20 protein-coding genes are annotated in these 23,120 nt (G+C 61.8%); all 20 read left to right on the top strand.

Annotation, left to right across the window (positions count from 1 at the left end; all coding sequences use genetic code 11):
- Position 1: 1 nt before the first annotated feature.
- Positions 2–988 (top strand): DNA-methyltransferase, encoded by a 987-nt coding sequence (locus SKTS_RS09785; RefSeq protein WP_173063957.1) that lies wholly within the window; start codon positions 2–4, stop codon positions 986–988.
- Entirely contained in the window at positions 985–1,233 is a 249-nt protein-coding gene (locus SKTS_RS09790; protein WP_173063960.1) for a hypothetical protein, read from the top strand. The genes SKTS_RS09785 and SKTS_RS09790 overlap by 4 nt, the downstream gene beginning before the upstream one ends.
- Positions 1,230–3,254 carry an AAA family ATPase gene (locus SKTS_RS09795; RefSeq protein WP_173063963.1) on the top strand — a complete coding sequence of 675 codons (2,025 nt, stop codon included), beginning with the start codon at positions 1,230–1,232 and terminating at the stop codon, positions 3,252–3,254. Before SKTS_RS09790 ends, SKTS_RS09795 begins: the two co-directional genes overlap by 4 nt.
- A gap of 1 nt (position 3,255) precedes the next feature.
- Positions 3,256–3,690 carry a hypothetical protein gene (locus tag SKTS_RS18805; protein ID WP_198420340.1) on the top strand — a complete coding sequence of 145 codons (435 nt, stop codon included), beginning with the start codon at positions 3,256–3,258 and terminating at the stop codon, positions 3,688–3,690.
- 14 nt (positions 3,691–3,704) lie between these two features.
- Positions 3,705–4,163: a terminase small subunit-like protein gene (locus SKTS_RS09805; RefSeq protein ID WP_173063966.1), complete on the top strand. Its 459-nt coding sequence runs from the start codon at positions 3,705–3,707 to the stop codon at positions 4,161–4,163.
- Positions 4,144–5,658 (top strand): terminase, encoded by a 1,515-nt coding sequence (locus SKTS_RS09810; protein WP_173063969.1) that lies wholly within the window; start codon positions 4,144–4,146, stop codon positions 5,656–5,658. Before SKTS_RS09805 ends, SKTS_RS09810 begins: the two co-directional genes overlap by 20 nt.
- A 42-nt stretch (positions 5,659–5,700) precedes the next feature.
- Positions 5,701–6,162 carry a GNAT family N-acetyltransferase gene (locus tag SKTS_RS09815; RefSeq protein ID WP_173063972.1) on the top strand — a complete coding sequence of 154 codons (462 nt, stop codon included), beginning with the start codon at positions 5,701–5,703 and terminating at the stop codon, positions 6,160–6,162.
- Positions 6,159–6,620 carry a hypothetical protein gene (locus SKTS_RS09820; RefSeq protein WP_173063975.1) on the top strand — a complete coding sequence of 154 codons (462 nt, stop codon included), beginning with the start codon at positions 6,159–6,161 and terminating at the stop codon, positions 6,618–6,620. Before SKTS_RS09815 ends, SKTS_RS09820 begins: the two co-directional genes overlap by 4 nt.
- Positions 6,621–6,622: 2 nt before the next feature.
- On the top strand, positions 6,623–6,937 hold the full coding sequence (locus SKTS_RS09825; RefSeq protein WP_173063978.1) for a hypothetical protein: 315 nt from the start codon (positions 6,623–6,625) through the stop codon (positions 6,935–6,937).
- Between the two features lie 3 nt (positions 6,938–6,940).
- On the top strand, positions 6,941–8,608 hold the full coding sequence (locus SKTS_RS09830; RefSeq protein WP_173063981.1) for a portal protein: 1,668 nt from the start codon (positions 6,941–6,943) through the stop codon (positions 8,606–8,608).
- Positions 8,609–8,652: 44 nt separating this feature from the next.
- Complete coding sequence (locus SKTS_RS09835; protein WP_173063984.1) at positions 8,653–9,000, top strand: Bbp19 family protein; 348 nt, start codon at positions 8,653–8,655, stop codon at positions 8,998–9,000.
- Entirely contained in the window at positions 8,957–9,619 is a 663-nt protein-coding gene (locus SKTS_RS09840; RefSeq protein WP_198420341.1) for a hypothetical protein, read from the top strand. The genes SKTS_RS09835 and SKTS_RS09840 overlap by 44 nt, the downstream gene beginning before the upstream one ends.
- 13 nt (positions 9,620–9,632) lie before the next feature.
- Positions 9,633–10,652 (top strand): major capsid protein, encoded by a 1,020-nt coding sequence (locus tag SKTS_RS09845; RefSeq protein WP_173063986.1) that lies wholly within the window; start codon positions 9,633–9,635, stop codon positions 10,650–10,652.
- 20 nt (positions 10,653–10,672) lie between these two features.
- Positions 10,673–11,125, top strand: coding sequence for a Bbp16 family capsid cement protein (locus tag SKTS_RS09850; RefSeq protein ID WP_173063989.1), 453 nt, complete (start codon positions 10,673–10,675; stop codon positions 11,123–11,125).
- 10 nt (positions 11,126–11,135) lie between these two features.
- A complete protein-coding gene (locus SKTS_RS09855; RefSeq protein ID WP_173063992.1) occupies positions 11,136–11,342 on the top strand; it encodes a hypothetical protein in 207 nt (68 codons plus the stop codon).
- 64 nt (positions 11,343–11,406) lie between these two features.
- Positions 11,407–12,057 carry a phage connector family protein gene (locus SKTS_RS09860; protein WP_173063994.1) on the top strand — a complete coding sequence of 217 codons (651 nt, stop codon included), beginning with the start codon at positions 11,407–11,409 and terminating at the stop codon, positions 12,055–12,057.
- Positions 12,058–12,059: 2 nt separating this feature from the next.
- Complete coding sequence (locus SKTS_RS09865; protein WP_173063997.1) at positions 12,060–14,105, top strand: phage tail protein; 2,046 nt, start codon at positions 12,060–12,062, stop codon at positions 14,103–14,105.
- Positions 14,106–14,167: 62 nt separating this feature from the next.
- Positions 14,168–14,737 carry a hypothetical protein gene (locus SKTS_RS09870; RefSeq protein WP_173064000.1) on the top strand — a complete coding sequence of 190 codons (570 nt, stop codon included), beginning with the start codon at positions 14,168–14,170 and terminating at the stop codon, positions 14,735–14,737.
- Positions 14,737–16,908 (top strand): transglycosylase SLT domain-containing protein, encoded by a 2,172-nt coding sequence (locus SKTS_RS09875; protein ID WP_173064003.1) that lies wholly within the window; start codon positions 14,737–14,739, stop codon positions 16,906–16,908. Before SKTS_RS09870 ends, SKTS_RS09875 begins: the two co-directional genes overlap by 1 nt.
- Entirely contained in the window at positions 16,905–23,117 is a 6,213-nt protein-coding gene (locus SKTS_RS09880; RefSeq protein WP_173064006.1) for a hypothetical protein, read from the top strand. The genes SKTS_RS09875 and SKTS_RS09880 overlap by 4 nt, the downstream gene beginning before the upstream one ends.
- The last annotated feature ends 3 nt before the right edge of the window (positions 23,118–23,120 follow it).

Raw genomic sequence — 23,120 nt, forward strand, 5'->3', positions numbered from 1 at the left:
AATGATAAAAGCGATCGAGCAAGTCGTTACCCATGACTACGCCATTTACCATGGGGATTCGTGCGAACTGATCCGCGCGGTGCCGGATAACAGCGTCGACTTCGGCATCCATTCGCCACCCTTCGAGGGTCTTTACAAGTTCACCAACAGCCCGCGCGACATCAGCAACAACGAGGGCGGCACGTTCTGGGAGCATTACAGCTTCCTGATCCGCGAGATGCTGCGGGTGACGAAGCCAGGGCGTTTGCACTCCGTCCATTGCATGCAGCTGCCGGCCACCAAAGGGCGCGAGGGCTTCATCGGCGCGCGCGACTTCCGCGGCGACGTGATCCGCGCTTATCAGGACGCCGGTTGGCATTTCCATTCCGAAGTGTGCATCTGGAAAGATCCGGTAGTCGCCCAGCAGCGCACCAAGTCCATCCGCCTGCTGCACAAGCAGCTGGTGAAGGACTCCAGCCTGAGCGGGCAGGGGCTGGCCGATTACATCGTGACCTTCCGCAAGCCTGGCGATAACGATGTGGCCATCGCGGGCGAGCTTGACCACTATGCGGGCGATGCGGTGGACGTGTCGCGTGAGGCCTACGATATTCAGGCCGCGCAGACCATCGCGGAAGGCAGAACGCCCTGGCCGTTCAAGCAGTGGGTTTCCATCATGACCTGGCAGCGCTACGCCTCGCCGGTGTGGACTGACATCCGCCAGACCCGCACCCTGCAGTATCGCAGCGCCCGCGACGAGAAGGACGAGCAGCACATCAGCCCGCTGCAGCTGGACGTGATCGAGCGCTGCATCGATCTGTGGAGCAATAAGGGCGAGACGGTGCTGACGCCGTTTATGGGTATCGGCTCCGAGGTGTATTGCGCGGTGGAAGCGGGGCGCAAGGGCCTGGGGTTCGAGTTGAAGGCGTCCTACTGGCGCCAGGCGGTGATCAATATGCAGCGCCTGGACGACAGGCTCACGGCGGAATTGCTGGGGGAGATGGCCGCGTGAAACTCCTTATCTCAACTTTCTGCCTGGTGTTTCTGCGCGCGCTCCAGCAGCAGAACGTGATCCACGGGCGCTATGCGCTCGCTGCGGTGCTGCCCTTCGGCCTCGCTGCGGCGGAAGTGGCCACGACGCTATGGGTGGTGCATATCGGCTGGCCATCTGTGCCGTGGGTGGGTGCGGGTGGCTCGCTGGGCGTGCTTAGTGCGATGGCCTTGTATCGCCGCATTCTGCACAAGGGGGCGGCATGATGGCCAATATTATACAGCTACCTTTCAGGGGCGCAGGCGCCACGCGCGAGGACTGGCTGCACTTCGACGTGCTGCTGGGCCTCACCGCCGATCTGCTGCCGGTGGTTTCCAATCTCAACGCAACGATCAGCCCGAACAGCACCATGCAGGGCCTGGGCAAAACGCCCAGCCGGTACAACGGCAACCGTCAGGCGATCGGCTTCTCGCAATGGACGCAGCACCGCGCGACGCCCGAAGAAATCGAGTCATGGAGCAAGGAGCAAGACTATGGAATATGCCTGCAAACCCGCACCATCCGCGCCATTGATGTGGACATCCCGGACGCCGAGCAATCCCGAAGTGTGCAGGATTTCATCGCTGCACGATTCCACCTCCCGCGGCGTACTCGCGATAATTCTGCCAAGTTCCTCGTCGTCCTCGACTGCCCTGGCGAACTCTACAAGCGCAAGATCAAAACCGCCCACGGCATAATCGAGTTACTGGCTACCGGCCAGCAGTTCATCGCGGTCGGGACGCACATCTCCGGCGTGCGCTACGAATGGGCGGCCGGCTTGCCCGATGAAATCCCGCCCGTCACGCCCGCCCAGCTGGATGCGCTGTGGACGGATCTGGCCGCCGAGTTCGGCATCGAGGCGCCCACCGAGTCGGGCGCCAGCAGCAAGTCGCAGAAGCTGGCCGAGGTGGCGCAGAACGATCCGATCGCCCAGCACCTGTTCGATAAGCAACTGGTCAGGCGCACCGAGCGCGATGGCCGGGTGCACATCGATTGCCCCTGGGAAGCCGAGCACACCACCGAGACGGGCGACACGTCCACTACGTACTGGCCGGCGCATACGGGCGGCTACGAGAATGGGCATTTCAAGTGCCTGCATGCCCATTGCGAGCATCGCGAAGATCACGAGTTCCTGGACGCCATCGGGTATGTGGATGCGTCATTGCTGTCCGAGTTCGAGGCCATCGCCGATGCGCCCGCGCCGATCGGCGATGCGCAAGCCGATACGCCTAAATTCAAGTTCAAGGTTGAGCCGGCGCACCTGTTCACCCAGCATGCGCAGCCATCCTGGATTGTAAAAGGGGTGTTACCGCGTGCCGAGATGGCGGTGGTGTATGGCGACTCGGGATCTGGCAAGACGTTCCTGGTGCTCGATCTCGGCATTGCCATCGCGACAGGTGCCGAGTGGCGGGGCATTCAGTGCAAGAAGGGCAGGGTGGTGTACGTGGCGGCGGAAGGCGCGGCGGGCTTCCGCAATCGTCTCAAGGCATACGCCCACGAGCACCAGATCGATCTGGCCAGTCTGGATATAGGTGTGATCTCTGGTGCGCCCAACCTGATGGAAAAAGCCGATGCGGTGGACGTGGCTAAGTCCATTGTGCACTCGGGCGGTGCGGACATCGTAGTGCTCGATACCTTCGCCCAGGTGATGCCTGGTGCGAACGAGAACAGCGGAGAGGACGTGGGCAAGGCGCTGGCGCATTGCAAGGGCATCCACACGGCCACAGGCGCGATGGTGATCCTGGTGCACCACTCGGGCAAGGACTCATCCCGCGGGGCGCGTGGGTGGTCAGGTTTGCGCGCGGCCGCCGATTGTGAGATCGAGGTGATCCGATCAAACGATGACCGCGCGGCGACCGTTACCAAGCTCAAGGATGGCGAGGATGGTGCCGAGTTCGGTTTTCAATTGCGCACCGTCGTGGTGGGCTTCGATGACGACGGCGATGAGATCACCAGCTGCGTGCTGGAGCACACCGAAGGGCGGGGCAACGCTCGCAGCCGCAAGAAGATCAAGGGCGATGTGCAGAAGCTGGTGGTGGACACGCTCACCGAGATGATCGGACTCGATCAAAGCGGTCAAGGAATCGACCGCGAAGTGCTGGCGAATGAGGTGGTCGGGAAGATGGAACACGATGGGGATGGGAGGGACCGCCGGGGGTTTCGGGTGAAAAGAGCGATCGACGGTTTGCGCGATGTGGGCGTGCTACTTGCAAATGGCTGCAAGTTGGTGCTGGTCGGGAATGCCTAACTTGCAAAATTTTACTGGAACACTGGCACAAGTTGGCACATGTGCCACGTCGTTCCACTGGAACACTGGAACACTGGAACACACCCCTTTAGGGGTGTTCCGTTGTGCCACAGAAATGCGTGCCTGTGCCATTTCAATCGGTAATTTTTTACAACATCACGGGAAGGGTGTTATGGACGTAAAAAACAACAAGAAACAAAAAACCGTAGCGGTGAACGACAACGGTTTGCGCATCGGTGAGGATCATCCGAATGCCAAGCTGACGGATGCCGATGTGGAGCGGATTCGCTCGATGCACGAGGACGGTGTGAACTACGAAACCCTGGCCGATAAGTTCGAGGTCAGCAAGTGGGCCGTTGGTCGGATATGTCGCTATGAGCGACGAGCGCAAACCCCAGCCGATTTCAAGCATGTGCACGTGTCGGATTGCGAATAGGATGGAATGCACGCATGAAATTGACACCTGAAAAGCTCACTGCGTTTTGCGCAGCCCTCGCGGAGACATGCAATGTAGGCCGGGCGTGCAATGCTGTGGGCATTTCTCGCCAAACCGCCTACAACTGGCGAGAGTCCGACGCCGACTTCGCCCTGACATGGGAACGTGCCATGAAGGCCGGCCTGCTGGCCCTTGAGGATGAAGCGCACCGCCGTGCCTTCGAGGGCGTGGATGAGCCCGTTTTCTACAAGGGCGATGAGTGCGGCAGTGTGCGCAAATACAGCGACACGCTGACCATCTTCCTGCTGAAAGCCCACGACCCCGACAAATACCGCGAGAACAGCCGCATGGAACTGACCGGCGCCAACGGCGGCCCGGTGCAAATCAGCGACACCGAGCGCGCCGCCAAGATCGCCGCAATCCTTGCCGCCGCCAAAGCCCGCAAGGATTCGGATGTTTCCGACCTCGTTTGACCGCGACCTGCTGGGCTACCTCACGCCCGACGAACTGGCCGAACTCGACCTGCTCATCACCAGCGACCAGACGATCTGGCGCCCGCTGCCCGGCCCGCAATTGGTGGCCTTCGAATCCGACGCCGACATCATCGGCTACGGGGGCGCGGCCGGCGGCGGCAAGACTGACCTCGCCTGTGGCAAATCGCTGACCCAGCACCAGAAGGTGCTCGTGCTGCGCCGCGAGGCCACGCAGCTAACCGGCATCATCGACCGCTTTACCGAACTCATCGGAAGCCGCGACGGCTACAACGGCGCCGAGCGCATTTGGCGCCTGCCCGGCAAGCAAATTGAATTTGGTTCGACGCCGAACCTCGACGACTGGAACAAGTACCAGGGCCGCCCCCACGACCTGCTGGTGTTCGACGAGGCGGCCAACTTCCTGGAAGCCCAGGTCCGCGCGCTGCTGGGCTGGCTGCGCTCGGTTGATCCTGCCCAGCGGTGCCATGCGCTGCTGACCTTCAACCCGCCGACCACGGCCGAGGGCCGGTGGATCACGGCCTTCTTTGCCCCCTGGCTCGATAAGAAGCACCCGAAGCCCGCCCAGCCGGGCGAGTTGCGGTGGTTCGCCATGATCGACGGCGAAGAGGCCGAGGTACCGAACGGCGAGCCATTCCAGCACGGCGCCGACCTCATCAAGCCGATGAGCCGGACGTTCATCCCTTCGCGTGTCAGCGACAACCCCTACCTCATGGGAACCGGCTACATGGCAACCCTGCAATCCCTACCCGAGCCGCTGCGCTCGCAGATGCTTTATGGCGACTTCAACGCGGGCATCGAGGACGACCCGTGGCAAGTCATCCCGACCGCATGGGCGGAAGAGGCCCAGGCACGATGGAAGCGGCCCGACAAGCTGGCGCCCATGGACTCGCTGGGGGTGGATGTGGCGCGCGGTGGCCGGGACAATACGCTCATTGCCCGCCGCCATGGTATGTGGTTCGACGAGGCGCTGGTATATGCTGGATCTCAAACCCCGGATGGCCCATCCGTCGCGGGCCTCACCATTGCGGCCATGCGCGATCAGGCCGTGATTCACATCGATGTCATCGGCGTGGGCTCATCGCCCTATGACTTCCTGAGCGACGCCGGGCAACAGGTGGTCGGCGTCAATGTGGCCGAAGCCGCGCGCGGGCTTGACAAGTCCGGCCGGATGCGCTTCAAGAACCAGCGCAGCGAACTGTGGTGGCGCATGCGCGAAGCGCTCGACCCGGCCAACAACACGGGCATCGCCCTGCCGCCAGATCCACGCCTCTTGGCTGACCTTTGCGCTCCGACGTGGGAACTATCGGGCTCGACCATCTACGTGGCAAGCCGCGAGCAGATCATAGACAAGATCGGGCGCTCGCCCGACTACGGCAGCGCATACGTGTTGGCCCTGCTCGATACACCAAAGTACAAGACCATCGCCGCCATAGGCGGCAGCAAGAAGCGCCGGGAGTACAACCCTTACGCCTAAAGGGTGCACGTACCGCACGACGTGCCCCCTAGAGTTCCGCGCATGGAACCAACCATCCGCACCATCACCGTAGACGAAGCCTTCGACTCGCCCGTGTTCGCCGCCCTGTGTGACGAATACCGGACGGAATCGTTGCGCAACCCCCATTTGATAGGCGCGCTGCCAGATCGCGCCGGGTATGAACGCATGGTCGACGCCGGTCTGTTGTACCCGTTGGGCGTATTCGTCGGCGACGAACTGGCCGGTATATGCGCTGTCCTTATCACGCCCGTGCTGCATTTCGGCGGCAAGCTGATCGCTTCGACCGAAACCCTGTTCATAGCCGAAGCGCACCGTGCAGGCGGCGCGGGCATGAAGCTGCTACGCGCAGCCGAAGCCGTGGCTATCCACGCGGGAGCGGGCGGCCTTTACGTGACGGCTCCGACCGGCGGGCGCCTTGAGCGCTTGCTGCCGCACGTGGGGTACCACGAAACCAATCGCATTTTCTTTCGGGGGCTGATATGACCGGGCTCGCACTGGCAGAAAGCCGCCTCCCGGCCATGAGCGACGATGCTATCGACAAGGTGCGCAGTCTGGAAGCCGCGATGCGCGGCATGCCCCAGGTTGCGCCACGCACCGAGCACCTGATCCATGGCGGCATGTACGCCCGAACGATTCGCATCCCCGCCGGCGCCGTACTGACCGGCGCATTCATCAAGTTGGCTACCGTGCTGATAGTCAACGGCGAATGCACCGTCTTCACCGGCGGCGACACGCTGGAACTGCGCGGCTATCACGTCATCCCGGCCAGCGCTGGGCGCAAGCAGGTATTCATAGCCCACGTCGACACCGACCTGACGATGCTATTCCCCAGCAGCGCGGCATCGGTAGAACAAGCCGAAGCGGAATTTACCGACGAATATCCTATGCTCCTGTCCCGCCAGATCGCGGAGCAGGATTCAATCATCATTACCGGAGAATAAGCATGTCAGGAGCTACCACGATGGTAATGGCCGGCGCCGCCCTTGCCGGCACGGCCTACAGCATCTATTCGGGCGAGCGCGCCGCCGACGCCCAATCCAGCGCGCAGAACCAGGCTAAAGCGCAGGCGGATAAGCAAGCAACCGCAGCTGACCAGGCGCAGAACCGCGCCAACCAGAAGAAGCCCGACACATCAGCCATTCTCTCGGCTGCGGGGCAAGCAGGCAAAGCCGGCGAGTCCGGTACGATGCTGACCGGCCCGGCTGGTGTTGGCGCCAACACGCTGAACCTGGGCAAAAATACGTTGCTCGGGGCCTAACCCATGGATGAACTCTCCAAGCGTAAACTCCTGCTTTCGCGCTGGGGGCAGTTGCAAAACGAGCGCGCAAGCTGGATGCCGCACTGGCAGGACATCAGCGATTACCTGTTGCCTCGCTCGGGGCGTTTCTTCGTCCAGGATCGCAACCGCGGCGAGAAGCGTCACAATAATATCTACGATTCAACCGGCACTCGCGCGCTGCGTGTACTCGCCGCCGGCATGATGGCCGGCATGACCAGCCCGGCGCGCCCATGGTTCCGCCTCACCACGTCCGACCCGCAGCTCGACGAGTCGGCGGCCGTCAAGACATGGCTGGCCGACGTGACCCGCATCATGCAGATGGTATTCGCTAAGTCAAACACCTACCGCGCGCTGCATTCGATGTATGAGGAACTCGGCGCCTTCGGCACGGCAAGCAGCATCGTGCTGCCAGATTTTGATTCTGTCATTCACCACTACCCACTGACTACGGGTGAATTCGCCATGGCTACCGATCATCGCGGCCGGGTAAATACGCTTTTCCGCGAATTCCAGATGACCGTAGCGCAAGCGGTGCGCGAGTTCGGCCGCGACAATTGCAGCACCGCGGTACAAAACCTGTTCGATCGGGGCACTCTGGAAGCGTGGATCTCTGTTACACACGCCATAGAGCCGCGTGCTGATCGCGACCAAACCAAGCGCGATGACCGCAACATGGCATGGAAATCGATCTATTACGAGAGCGGCGGCAACGAGGAAAGGATTCTGCGTGAATCTGGCTTCAAGGACTTCCCTGCCTTGTGCCCGCGCTGGGCCACCACCGGCGGAGACGTTTACGGCAACAGCCCTGCCATGGAAGCGCTCGGAGACATCAAGCAGCTGCAGCACGAACAACTGCGCAAGGCGCAGGGCATCGACTACAAGACCAATCCCCCGCTGCAAGTTCCAACCAGCATGAAGAATCGCGAGGCCGAAACCCTGCCTGGTGGTATCAGCTACGTGGACATGACCGGCCCAAACGGGGGCATCAAGACCGCCTTCGAAGTCAATATCGACCTGAGCCACTTGCTCATGGATATCCAGGATGTGCGCGAGCGCATCAAGGGCAGCTTCTACGCCGACCTGTTCCTCATGCTTGCCAACAACACCAATCCCAGCATGACCGCCACCGAAGTGGCCGAGCGGCACGAAGAAAAGCTACTCATGCTTGGCCCGGTGCTGGAACGCTTGCACAACGAAATCCTTGACCCGCTGATCGAAATGGCATTCAGCCGCATGGTCGAGGCCAACATCGTGCCACCCGCGCCTGAAGAATTGCAAGGCCGGGATCTGAATGTCGAGTTCGTCAGCATGCTGGCCCAGGCGCAGCGCGCGATTGCCACCAACTCCGTGGATCGCTTCGTCGGCAACCTGGGCGCAGTGGCTAACATCAAGCCGGAAGTCCTCGACAAGTTCGACGCCGACCGCTGGGCCGACGCCTACGCCGACATGCTCGGCATAGATCCCGAACTGATCGTGCCGGGCGATAAGGTGGCCTTGATCCGCCAGCAGCGCGCCCAGGCGGCCCAGGCGCAGCAGCAGGCCGCCATGCTCAACCAGGGGGCCGACACCGCACAGAAGCTGGGCGGCGTGGATACCAGCAAGCAAAGCGCGCTCACCGATGTGACCCGCGCATTCAGCGGCTACACCTGATGAATAGTGCACGTACCGACTGGCGCCCCGCATAGGCTGCGCACATGAGCAATTACGACCCGACCGACATTCGCAGCCAGGAGCGCACCAGGGGCGACAATGACCTGCGCAACAAACTGGCAACGGATACGGAAGAGGCCGACCTTAAGTGGCTCATGGGTAGCAAGCGGGGGCGCCGCATCGTATGGCGTCTTCTGGATCGAGCCGGAGTGTTCCGGCTTTCGTTCAATACCAACTCGATGGCGATGGCGTTCAACGAGGGCAACAAGAACGAAGGCCTGCGCACCGTAGCGCAAATCCACAAGCTATGCCCTGAGCTTTACCCCGTAATGGTGAAGGAACAGATCCATGACAACCGAAACGATGATAACGGCAGCCGCAAAGACCACTGAAAGCGCCGATGCATCTGGGCAGGCCACCCAGCAAGCCGCTACTGGTGCGGAAGCGGGGAGCCAACAGCAGCAAGCTACCGAAGGGCAAGGCACCCAAGGCCAACAGGCTGAAGGCACCAAGACCGAAGGCGACCAGCAACAGCAGGAGAACAAGCCGGAAGGCGCGCCTGAAAATTACGAGTTCAAGGCTCCCGAGGGGCAGCAGTTCGACGATACCGTTATCGGTGCTTTCTCCGAAGTCGCCAAGGAATTGAACCTGCCGCAGGACGCAGCGCAGAAGGTGCTCGACAAGATGGCCCCGGTCATCCAAGCGCGCCATATGGAGCAGTTCGAGGCCGCCCGCGCTCAATGGGCAGAAACTGCCAAGTCTGACAAGGAATTCGGCGGCGAGAAGCTGGACGAAAACCTCGCCATGGCAAAGAAGGCTATCGACACCTTCGGCACCCCCGAGTTCCGCGCGCTGCTGAACGATTCCGGCTTCGGCAACCACCCCGAAGTCATCCGGGTGTTTTACCGGGCGGGCAAGGCAATCAGTGAAGACCGCTTCGTGGCCGGCAGCGGGGGCGGTAAAACGCCCCAGTCGGTTGCCCAGCGGATGTACCCAGGCATGAACCCCTAAAAGGAGAATCTAAATGGCAACTCTCGCAACCGGCCAGCTCACCCTGGCGGACTATTCAAAGCGCCTTTCCCCCGATGGCAAGATCGATCCCATTGCCGAACTGCTATCGCAGCAGAACGACATCCTGGAAGACATCGTGTGGAAGGAAGCCAACCAGCCGACCAGCCACGTGGTTGCGGTTCGCACTGGCCTGCCCGCCGTCTACTGGCGCGGTTACAACCAGGGCGTCCCGTCTGGCAAGTCGACCACCGCTCAAGTTACCGAGCCGTGCGCGATGCTGGAAGGCCGCTCGCATATCGACGCCAAGCTGCTTACGCTGAACGGTAACTCTGCAGCTTTCCGCCTGTCCGAAGAATCGCCTTTTATCGAGTCCATGAGCCAGGAGATGGTCGGCAAGATTTTCAACGGCAACGTTGGCGCGGACCTTAAGACTTTCTCTGGCCTCGCTACCCGCTATAGCTCGACCACCGCCGGCAACGGGCAGAACGTCATTCTCGGCGGCGGTTCCGGTTCCGACAATGCTTCCATCTACCTAGTATTGTGGGGTGAGCAAACGGTATTTGGTACATTCCCAAAAGGCTCGCGCGCCGGCTTGCAGAACCGCGATCTCGGCGAAGAATCGGTACAGGACGCTTCGGGCAACTGGTATCAAGCGGCCCGCTCGCTGTTCCAATGGGACGGCGGCCTGGTGGTCAAGGACTGGCGCTACGTGGTGCGCATCGCCAATATCGACGTATCCGACTGGGTGGGCGTCACCGGCACGCAGGCAACGACCGCATCGACCAACCTCATCAAGCTCATGATGCGCGCCATCGCTCGCATCCCGAACTTCAACATGGGCCGCGCTGCGTTTTACGCCAACCGCTCGATCCAGGAAGGTCTGATGGTCCAGGCGCTGGAGAAGTCCTCCGCTGCGCTGGGCATCAAGGAAGCGCTCACGCAATTTGGCACGAACATGAAGCAACTCGAATTCATGGGCATCCCGGTGCGTGGCGTCGATCAACTCGGCATCGCTGAAACCCTCGTGTCCTAATCCAGGAAAGGAATCCCATCATGATTATCGACGCACTCTTGCAACTCTCTGCCGCTCAAGCCGTCACGGCTTCGGCGGTATCCACCAACACCATCGATCTCGGTGTCGCGCGCGACATCGGCCAGGGCGAGGATCTGTACGCCGCCTTCACCGTTGATGTAGCCCCCACGGCAGCCGGCGCCGCCACGGTGCAATTTCAGATCATCACCTCCGCCGCGGCCGACCTCAGCTCGCCCACTGTTATTGGTGAAACCGATGCCATCCCCATTACGGACTTGACCATCCACCGCAAGCCGATTGTGCTACCGATTCCGTCCGCGCAGCTTCTGGCGCAGCCTATCGGCCAGCGATACTTCGGCGTGCGATACACGGTTGGCACCGGCCCGCTAACTGCCGGCGCGTTCTCTTGCAACATTGTCGATAACGACCCTGGCGTAGGCAAAAACTACCCCAGCGGCTTCAGCGTCGCTTAAGGAGTGATCCATGCCTGATTACATCGCACATCGGGACACCTGGCTGTCCCACGAGAACCGCAAGGTTTCAGCCGGCGAGGAGTTTTCGACGGTGTTCCCGGATGTCAACGGCAAGCCCATGCGGCTTTCGGACAACATCGAACTGGTCAAGAAAGGGAAGAAGGTTGTGGATGCCCCCCCGGCGGATGGCGCTCCGGCGGATGACAACCTGATTTAACCGTTTCTCCCAACAGGAATCGACTTGCGGGGGTCTTGCGCCCCCGTTTTTTTAGGAGCACGCGATGGCATCGGAAGTCGATATCTGCAACCTGTCCCTGGCGAACCTGGGCGACAACGCTACCGTCACCAGTCTGAACCCGCCGGAGGGGGCGGCCCAGGCGGAACACTGCGCGCGCTTCTATCCCGTTGCCCGCGATTCCCTGCTGGAAATGCACTCGTGGAGTTTTGCCACCAAACGGGAGCAGCTCGCTCAGCTGGGCACCGGCGGGACAGAGTGGGATTATTCCTACGCGCAGCCTAGCGACGCGCTCAGCATCATCGCTGTTTTGCCGCCCGACGCCACCGACGACTACAGCATCGGCCTACCCAACGTGCCGACAGCAGCCAGCGCTTCCTACGTGCCGCAAGCGTTTTCCTGCGAAGTGGACGGCAGCGGCAACGACGTGATTCTCACCGACCAAGCCACCGCTGTGCTGCGCTATACCAGCGTCGTTACCGACACCACTAAGTTCTCCCCGCTGTTCACCGTAACGCTGGCCTGGCACCTGTCATCCATGCTCGCCGGGCCGATGCTCAAGGGCGACGCTGGCGCCGCCGAGTCCAAGCGCTGCGCGGCCATGATGCGGGCCTATTTATCCCTGGCCATTGAATCCGACACCAAGCAGCGCCGCATCGCGCCGCAACATAACGTCGGCTGGATCAACAGGAGATAAGCATGGCAAGCATTCGCACCCTGCAGCGCTCCTTCGCCGGGGGAGAGGTCAGCCCGGAAATGTTCGGTCGGATCGACGACACAAAATATCAAAGTGGGTTGGCGACGTGCCGCAACTTCGTAACCAAACCGCAAGGGCCGGTCGAGAACCGGGCGGGCTTCCAGTTCGTTCGCGCGGTGAAGGATTCCACCAAGAAAGCCAGACTGATTCCGTTCACCTACTCGACCACGCAAACCATGGTCATCGAGATGGGCGCGGGCTACTTTCGCTTCCACACCCTGGGCGCCACTGTAATGAGCGGGGGCTTACCTTACGAGATTACTAACTCGTTCGCCGAGGCCGACCTGTTCGACCTGCACTATGTTCAATCGGCCGACGTACTGACCCTGACGCATCCGAACTATGAGCCGTGCGAACTGCGCCGCCTGGGGGCGACCAGCTGGCAACTGTCCGCCATCGCCTTCACCCCGGCCATCGCATCCCCCACCGGTGCGACTGCGACGCCAAACGCAACCGACACCACATACACCTACAACTATGTGGTGGCCGCTGTCGCTGCCGATGGCTACAGCGAATCTGCCGCCTCGGCAGCAGCCACATGCACCAACAACCTGTTCACCACCGGGCGCTGGAACACGATCAGCTGGAGCACCGTAGCCGGCGCGTCGCGCTACAACGTCTACAAATTGCAGGGCGGCCTATATGGCTACATCGGGCAAACTACCGGGCTTTCGATTGTTGACGACAACATCGCGCCCGACCTGGGCAAGACACCGCCGATCTATGAAACGGCGTTCAACGCTGCCGGCGACTACCCGGCCGCCGTGTCCTATTTCGAACAACGGCGATGCTTTGCCGGCACGATCAACAAGCCGCAAAACATCTGGATGACCAAATCGGGCACCGAATCGGCCATGTGCTACTCGCTGCCCATCCGCGACGACGACCGCATCGCCTTCCACGTGGCCGCGCGAGAGGCGAACACCATCCGCCATATCGTGCCGCTTACCCAGCTTCTATTGCTCACATCGTCGGCTGAATGGCGCGTTACGTCAGTGAATAGCGACGCCATCACGCCCAGCACCATCAGCGTGCGACCACAGTCTTACGTCGGCGCCTCGAATGCGCAGCCAGTCATCATCAACAACTCGCTCATATATGGCGCGGCCCGCGGCGGCCACGTGCGCGAACTCGGCTATTCCTGGCAGGCCAACGGCTTCATCACGGGCGACCTGTCGCTGCGCGCCGCTCACCTGTTCGACACCTTCGACATAATCGACATGGCCTATGCCAAGGCGCCGCAACCCATCGTATGGTTCGTCAGCAGTAGCGGCAAGCTGCTGGGCCTCACCTACGTGCCTGAGCAGCAGATCGGCGCGTGGCACCAGCACGACACGGACGGCGTGTTCGAATCATGCACCGTAGTGGCCGAGGGGAGCGAGGACGTGCTTTATTGCATCGTTCGCCGCACCATCGGCGGCAACTCGGTGCGCTACGTCGAGCGCATGGCCTCGCGCCAATTCACCGACCAGGCCGACGCTTTCTTCGTCGATTGCGGCTTGACCTACTCGGGCGCAGCTGCGACCGCGATCAGCGGCCTGGGCCACCTCGAAGGCAAAACCGTCAGCATCCTGGCCGATGGCGCAGTGCATCCGCAACGCGCGGTTACGGGCGGCGCCATCACGCTCGACCAGGCGGCCAGCAAAGTGCAGATCGGTCTGCCGATTACCGCCGACCTATGGACTCTGCCCCTCGCCGCGCAGATCGACGGCAGTTTCGGCCAGGGGCGCTACAAGAACGTCAATAAGGTATGGCTGCGCGTCTATCGCTCGTCGGGCATCTTCGCTGGGCCTGATGCCAGCAACCTGACCGAAGCCAAGCAGCGCACGACTGAGCCGTATGGCTCGCCCCCGGCGCTCAAGAGCGAGGAAATTCAACTCACGCTGTCACCGTCGTGGGCCGATAGCGGGCAGATTTTCGTGCGCCAGTCCGACCCCTTGCCCTTGTCCATTGTGTCCATGACGGCGGAAGTTGCGCTCGGTGCATGACGCGGTGCACGTAGTCGCGCGGGCGGGCGCTACTGTTGCCCGCAATTATCCGGAGTAAAAGCATGGGGTTTAATTCGACACAACTTGCTCAGGCTTCCCTTGTAACGCAGATCGGCGGCGCGGCCACTTCCGCCGTAGGTAGTTACTACGGCGCCAAGAGCCAGGTATCCAGCATGCAGTTTCAGGCAGGCATGGCGGATATTAACACCCGCATTGCCGAACTCGGCGCGCAGCAGGAACTCTACAAAGGCCAGCAACAGACCGGCACCCTGACCATGAAGGCCGGACAAATCAAAAGCAGCCAGCGAGCCGCCATGGCCGCCAATGGAATAGACCTGGGCGAGGGCAACGCCGCCGAGGTCCAGGCCTCAACCGACATCATGAAAGAAGTTGATAAAAACACCATCGAGGCCAACGCAGTGCGCAGCGCGTGGGGTTATAGGACGCAGGGGGTAAATTACCAGAACGACGCTCTCGTGAAGCGTGCCGGTGCCGATTCCATCAGCCCGTTCGCCTCGGCAGCCACTTCGCTGCTCGGCAGCGCTAGTGGCGTGGCAGGCAGCTGGTACAACTATTCGCGCAACCGCGACAGCATTCAGGCACCCGCGCCGGTTGAGTCAAGGAGCTGGTAATGCCCACCGTCCCACGTTACGACTCCCCACAGGTTTCCCCTACCAGCTTACCGGCGCAGCCTTTCGGCGCCCCCGTTATGCCCGACATCGCCGGGCGCCAAAGTCAGCAGACGGGACAGGCCATGCAGCAGTTCGGTGGCGATGTCGGCAGGATCGCCAACGACATGGCGCAGCAGGCCAACCAATTGCGGATCGACGACGCGCTTAACCAGGCCAAGGAAGCCGCACTCAGGCTGGCCTACGACAAAGATAAGGGCTTCACCAACCTGAAAGGCATCAACGCCCTGGAACGCCCGGACGGCAAACCGCTGGCCGACGAGTACGGTGATAACCTCAAAGACCAAATTTCACAGATCGCCGGCGCTTTGGGCAATGAAAACCAGCGCCAAGCTTTCGCAATGCACTCGAACGACATCCTGACCTCGTTTCGCGGGCAAGCTATCCAGCACGAGGCGGGCGAGTTCAAGACCTACGCCTTGTCCGTTTCTGATGGCGTCCAAAGCACAGCCCTGCGCGACATCGGCCTGAACTGGAACAACCCCGACGCGGTGGATTCCGCCGTCGAGCGCATCCGCGCGGAAACACACCGGCAAGCCCAGCTACTTGGTAAGTCAGCCGAATGGCAGGATGCGCAGGCGCGCAAGCTGACCAGCAACGCGCACAAGGTTGCGCTCATGTCGGCCCTGGAACAGAACAACCCAGCATACGCCGATGGCTACCTCAAGAAGTATTCCGGGCAAATGGACGCCGACGACATCCTCGCCGTGCGTGGCCATATCACCAAGGAAATGGACAACCGGGTGGGCGTGTCGGCGGCCGGCGACGTAATGGGCCGGATGCAACCCCGCATTCAGGTGAGCGAGGGCGAGCGCGCGTTCAACATCGCGCTGGGCACCGAGTCTGGCGGCCACCAGTTCAGCGCGGACGGCCGGCCGCTGACCAGTCCGAAGGGCGCTATCGGCATCGCCCAGGTTATGCCAGACACCGCGCCCGAGGCCGCCAAGCTCGCAGGCCTACCATGGGACGAAAACCGATACAAGAACGACCCGGCATATAACAAGGCCATCGGCATGGCCTATTTCCAGAATCAACTACGGGTCAACGGCGGAGATCTACCCAAGGCATACGCCGCATACAACGCCGGCCCCGGTCGTTTGCAGGAAGCCGTCAAGAAGGCCGACCAGTCGGTAAAGCTCAACAAGAACGACCCAACCGTGCCGGTGCGCACCTGGCTGGACTTCATGCCGCAGGAAACTAAGGACTACGTCGCCAAGAACATGAATGAATACGACGCTGGACAAGGGCAACCGGCCAGGCCGACGTTTCAGGAGATTGACGACCAGCTGCGCGCTGACCCGCGCCTGGCTGCCAGCCCAGCCCGCTACAACGTGGCGCGCGAGGAAGCCCACCGTCAGTTCGAGGAACAAACCAAGGCTATCAAGCAGCGCGAGGATGATGCAGTCGCCAACGCCATGCGCGGCGTTATCCAGAACGGCGGGCGCTGGTCTGACTTGCCGGTGGCGATTCGCGCCGCCGTACCGCCCAAGGAAGTGGACAACCTCCTGGGCTTCGCGCAGAAGGTCAGCAAGGGCGATGATTCCACCAGCCCGTGGCTATACAACAAGCTGACCAGCAACCCCGACACGCTGGCGAAGATGAGCGATAACGAGTTTTTCGCGTTGCGCCGGGAGTTGTCCGAGTCCGATTTCAAACACTTTTCCGACCAGCGCGCCAAGCTCACTGGAGCAGCGCCAGGGAGTAACGGTCCGGGCGACCTCAACACCCAAGCCATCAAGCAATCGCTCGACGAGCGCCTGCGCATGCTGAAAATCGACCCCACCCCCAAAGACGACGGCGGCAGTGATGCGGCCCGCGTCGGAGGGATTCGGCGCTTCGTCGACCAGTACTTCATGACGGCGCAGCGAGAGGCCGGCAAGAAATTCACCGACGTCGAAGTAGGCCAGCACCTCGACGCCTTGTTTGCGAAGAACGCCACCTTCCGTGGCTGGTTCTCCAATTCTTCCGGCCCGATGCTGGGCATGAATGCGGGCGACATCGACAGCGCCACCAAGGACAACATCAAGGCCGCCTACAAGCGCCAGGGCGTCGACAACCCGACCGACGCCCAAGTCCTCAACGCATACTGGAACATGAAGGTCGCCCGTAAATGAGTAATGAATTCGATGCTGCCGTAGCAGCCGCCATGCAACCTGACCAGGGGCAAGCCGCCCGCGTCGGGTTTTCCGCCGCTTCTGACACCAACCCGGACGCCTTCGCCGAGGCGCAGCGCGTCGCGCGGCGCACGGGCGTGCCGGTAGATACCGTGATCAACATGCCCAAGGAAATGAAGCGGCAGGACGCGGCGGGCTCTATCGACTTCGACGCCATGGCGAAAACATCCCCCGCCACGGCGTCGCTGCTGGGCGATATTGAGAAAGCCAAGATCGCCCACGACAACGTGGATAACCTGGTAAGGATCGAGGAAACCCTGCGCCCGATAACGCGCAGTGCGCGCAGCGCTCTAGCCGGTGCAACCTTCGACCTGTCGTCAGGCGCCTATGGCTTGCTCGAAACCGGGTTGAAGTTCATCGCCCCGCTTGGAGACCCACTGGCCGGTACCCTTCTACCGGAAAACCCGCTGCGCCGCGTGGCCTCGGGCTTCGAAGATTGGCGCAAGGGCCAGGCGGCGCTGGCCGACACCGTAGCGGGCGACCAAACCGGAGCGGGCTTCATTGAGCAGGGCATTAACTCCGGTTTTCGTTCATTCGGACAAATGGCCCCCGGCATAGCCGGCACCGTTATGACCGGAAACCCGGCCTTTGCGCTGGGCAGTGCAGGCGCCATGCAGGGCAGCCAGTCTGCCACCAAGGCGCTGGACGCGGGCAAGAGTCCGCTGCGGGCACTGGCCTACGGCGCAGAAGATGCCGCCGCAGAAGTCGCAACCGAAATGATCCCCATGGGGCTCCTGCTCAAGGACTTGAAGGCCGGAGCACCGCTGTTCAGGGTGCTGGGCCACCAGATCGCGACCGAAGTCCCAACGGAAATGACGGCGACCGCCTGGCAGAATTTCAACGAGTGGGCCAACCTAAACCCGGACAAACCTTTCAGCACTTATCTTGAAGCGCTACCGGCCGCCGAAGCGCAAACCGTAATCGCCACCATCACTACTTCGGTGCTCACGGCGGGCATGGGTAAGGGCGTGCACGCCGTCGCTAACCGCATGCAACAAAACCAGGGCAAGGCGCAGCAAGCCAGTCAAAACGCCGAACTGCTGGGCTCGCTCAACCAGCTGGCCGCATACGATAAGCTGCTGCAGCGCGACGCGCCGACCTTCGAGCAATTCGTCGCGCACGCCGCTGAGGGCGGCCCAGTGCAGCAGGTATTCATCGATGCGAATACCCTCATGCAGTCGGGCGTGGCCGAACAGGTGGCGGCAGCATCACCGGCTGTCGCTGCGCAGTTGTCCGATGCCTTGCAAACGGGCGGGCAGATATCTATCCCGATCGAGGAATACACCGCGCGCATCGCGCCGACCGAGTACGCGCAAAGCCTGATCGATCACATCAAGACCGACCCGGAGGGCTTCAGCCGGGCCGAAGCGCAGGAGTACATGCAGAACCACGCCGAGGAAATGCAGGCCGAAGTTGAGCGCACCCTGACCGATAAAAATGGCAACGACACCTTCAAAGCATCTGCCGATGTGGTGCGCGCCGAGATCAAGACGCAACTTGACACGGCGGCGCGCTTCACCCCGCAGGTGAATGACGCCTATTCGGCCATGGTGGGCAATTTCTACGCCGTCACGGCGGCCAAGCTAGGCATGACACCCGAGGGGCTGTTCCAGCGCTACCCGCTGCGTATCGGCGCCGAGCGAGTCGACGGCCTGCAGTTCGACCAGGCGGATACGCCGGATACTCCCGATGCGCTATTGACGGCTTTTGATAATGCTGATGAAATAAGCATCGAGGCTCCGAAAGCATCGGAGCAGGAGATCGACGATGCGCAACATCTTTTCCTATCCGCTTTCCCAGAGAACGCCACGCTGTATCGGCGAAAATCCGGAGTACTTAGCAGAATACGCCAAGCGTCAGACCGCGCCGCCAATGAGCTCGGAGGAAAGGCAGAAACAGCACGAAGCCATGCTGGCGCGCTGGGGCCGTTCTCCGCATACCAAATAGAGGGGGAGGAACTACCCCCCGACAGTTTCAACCCCAACGGCCTGCTGACGGTACGTGTTTTCGGCAAGGAGCAAGTCGAAGCAGGCCTGACGCAAGAACCAGCGCTCACCTTCGCGGTATCCAGGGGCGGCGAACTTACCGTCAACGGGCCGTCCCCCTCCGGCGAAACCTTCGCGGAATTCCAGAAACGCGGATGGGCAGATCTCGGCCGCGATGCCAAGGGTGAACCCCAGCCCGGCTGGTCCACGCTGAAAGACCCGAACAATCCGGGCAAGCCCCTCCCTATTTCACAGATCACGCCCCTGCTGGCCGATGTGCACGCCCGCGTTCGCGCGTGGCGCATGGAAGGTTACGTCGGGTTACACTGGTCGCGTGCCACGGGAGCGCTAGGCGGCCTTCCTGGGATGCTGAACGAGAACGGCACGGCGGTGTTTTTCCAGGACAAAAAAACCCCCCGCGGCGCCTTCAACCCGGCGAGCCTGTCGATTACCCTGCTCAAGGGCGCGGACCTCTCCACGTTCTTACATGAATCCGGCCACTTCTTCATGGAAGTGCATGCCGATCTCGCCGCCAAGCTGCAGCAGGATGCTGAGAGTTTCGGCCTAGATACCCTGGAACCAGGGGAGCGCCAGATCATCGCCGACACCGACGCACTGTTGCATTGGTTCGGCGTGCGCGACCTAACCACATGGCACGCCCTCAACTTCGAGGAAAAACGCGCCTACCACGAGCAATTCGCGCGCGGCTTCGAGGCGTACCTATTCGAGGGCAAAGCCCCCAGTATCGAACTGCAAGGGCTATTCCAGCGCTTCCGCGCCTGGATGCTCAGTCTGTATAAGGAACTGAAAGCCCTCAACGTCGAACTGACCCCCGAAGTGCGCGGGGTGTTCGACCGCATGCTTGCCACGGGCGAACAGATTACCCTGGCCGAACAAGGGCGCAGCATGATGCCACTGTTCACCTCACCTGAACAAGCCGGCATGACGCCCGACGAATTCGCCGCTTATCAAGCCCTTGGCGTGGATGCGACCAACGACGCTATTCAAGACCTGCAAGCGCGCGGCCTGCGCGACATGGCGTGGCTGCACAACGCGCGCGGCCGCGTCGTCAAGCAACTGCAAAAGGAAGCCAAGGCCAAGCGCGACGAAGTGCACATTGACATCCGGCGCGAGGTCATGAGCCAGCCGATTTATCGCGCCTGGCAATTCCTCACCGGCAAAGAAGTTGAAGGCGGCGAGCCAGTTGGGAGGCTGGACGCGGCGGCCGTGCGGGAACTCGATTTGCCGGAAGCAGTTAGCAAGCGCCTGCGCGACTTCAGTATGCTCAGAACAGAAGGGGGCTTGCATCCCGACACCGTGGCCGAAATGTTCGGCTTCACGTCCGGCGACGAACTGGTGCGCAAGCTGGCCCATGTGGAAACCCCCAAGGCAGAAATCGACGCGCTCACCGACGTGCGCATGCTGGAACAGTTCGGCGACCTGTCAAGCCACGAGGCCATTGAGAGGGCCGCCGACAAGGCCATCCACAACGACGCCCGTGCCCGCTTCGTGGCGACTGAAGCCAACGCCCTGGCGAAGGCAACCGGCCAGCGTAGGGTGCTCGCCAGCGCAGCCAAGGAATACGCGGCGGCGATGATTGCCCGCCTCAAGGTGCGCAATATCAAGCCGGGCCAGTACGCTAACGCGGAAGTGCGCGCAGCCAAGACCGCCGAGAAAGCCAGCAAGGCGGGCGACCTAGTCACGGCGGCGGCCGAGAAGCGCAACCAGTTGATTCAGGGCTACGCCACGCGCGCCGCATACGACGCCCAAGATGAAGTAGACAAGGGCTTGCGCTACCTCAAGAAGTTTGAGGGCGACATCAAGAACCTGGACGCAGACTATGCCGAACAGATCGGCAACATGCTGGAACGGTTCGACCTGCGCAAGGGGCAAAGCAACAAGGCCGTCGACAAGCGCACCGCACTGGCCGAATGGATCAGGGCGCAGCGCGAGGCTGGTCTTGAGCCCGACATTCCCCGCGAATTGGAAAACGAGGCATTCCGCACGTCTTACAAGAATCTGACGGTAGAGGAATTCCGGGGGGTCATCGATACTGTGCGCCAGATCGAGCACCTGGGCCGCTTGAAGCACAAGCTGCTGACGGCTGCCGACCAGCGCGCCTATGAGGTGGTGCGCGATGGAATCGCCGCGAGCATCCACGCGCATGCGCGGGACCGCGAGGCGGACACCCGCACGCCGACCACGAACATGGGCCGGGCAGTGCAGGGACTTAAACGCTTTTGGGCGGCGCATATCAAGGTAGCCACGTGGGCGCGCGTCATGGATGGCGGCAAGGACGGCGGCCCCGTGTGGGAGTATTTCGTGCGCAACGCCAACGTGGCGGGCGACCGGGAAACCACGATGCGCGCCGAAGCCACCGCCCGGCTGTCGGAGATCATCGCCCCGGTGTTCAAACTAGGCAAGATGGGCGGCAAAGGGCAGTTTTTCCCTAGCGTCAACCGCAGTCTGAACCGCGAGGCGCGGATCGCCATCGCGCTTAATATGGGCAACGAGGGCAACATGCAGCGCCTGCTTGGTGGCGAAGGATGGACCATGGCCCAGCTCACCCCCGTGCTGCAATCCATGACTGCGCAGGAATGGCAAGCGGTGCAAGCCGTGTGGGATCACTTTGAGACATACCGGCCGCAGATCGCCGCTAAGGAGCGCCGCATCTACGGCAAGGAGCCCGAATGGGTAGAGCCGCAGCCCTTTGCCGTGACTACGGCGGACGGCGCCACCGTCACGCTGCGCGGCGGCTATTACCCCATCAAGTATGACCCGGCTGCCAGCCAGCGTGCCGAGGAGCACGCCGACGCGGAAAGCGCCAAGCGTCAGTTGCAGGGGGCATACACCACGGCCACCACGCGCCGTAGCTTTACCAAGGCCCGCGTCGATGAAGTGCAAGGGCGACCGTTGCTCTACACCTTGTCGGGCTTGTACTCTGGTGTCAATGACGTGATTCACGACCTGGCCTGGCACGAGTGGTTGATCGACACCAACCGCCTGCTACGCTCGCACACCATCGACGCGGCCATCCGTAAGCACTACGGCCCTGAAGCTAAGCAGCAGTTCAAGACCTGGGCACAAGATATCGCCGAGGGCGAAAAGGGCGCGGATGCCGCCGTGGATCTGGCCCTCTCGCGCTTGCGCCAGGGGGTAAGTGTTGCCGGGTTGGGCTTCAACGTCATGAGCGCGCTTATCCAGCCGCTGGGCATTACGCAGTCCGTCACGCGCGTGGGCGCCGAATGGGTTGGGCGCGGTGTGCTCAAGTACGTGGCGCACCCGATTGACCTCACCCGCACGGTCAACGAAATGTCCGACCTCATGGCGAACCGGGCGCGTACCCGCTTCCGCGAACTCAACGAGTTGCGCAACCAGGTACAGGATCAAACCGCATTCAAGGAACTGACCGGGCGCTATGCCTATTTCCTCATGATGCGCTGTCAGCAAATGGTCGACGTGCCGACCTGGTGGGGAGCCTACGAGAAGGCAATAGCCGAGGGCAACGGGGAAACCCGCGCCGTGTCCTTGGCTGACCAGGCCGTTATAGACGCCCAGGGCGGCGGGCAAACCAAAGACCTATCAGCCATCGAGCGCGGCGGACCTTCGCAAAAGCTGTTCACGGTGTTCTACTCGTTCATGAACACGGCCCTGAACATCGGCGTGGACAAGACTATGGGCGCGGGCACCCCAGCCAAGCGCGCGAAGCTGGCGGTTGACTACGCCATGCTCTATGTGCTGCCGGCCATCCTTGGGTACTTCCTCAAGGCGGCACTGACCCCCGGCGACTCGGGTGACGATGATCCAGAAAAGCTCGCCAAGAAACTGATCGCCAACCAAATCGATTACTTGATGGGCCTCATGGTGGTGGCGCGCGAATTCTCGGGGGCGGCTAAATCCGTAGCGGGAGTCGAGGACTTCGGGAGGGCCTATTCCGGCCCAGCTGGTGCGCGTGTGGTATCTGATGCTTATTCACTTGCGATCCAAACGAACCAGGGAGAGTTCGACGATGCCTTCCGCAAGGCCGCCGTCAACACGATAGGGGGCTTGTTCGGCCTGCCCAGCGCGCAGATCAACCGCACGACCACCGGCATCGAAGCCCTGTCCGGGGGGAAGACCAACAACCCGGCCGCTGTCGTTTTCGGTTTTCAGGAGAAGCGATAGGGT

This window comes from Sulfurimicrobium lacus, from assembly GCF_011764585.1.
Lineage (GTDB): Bacteria > Pseudomonadota > Gammaproteobacteria > Burkholderiales > Sulfuricellaceae > Sulfurimicrobium > Sulfurimicrobium lacus.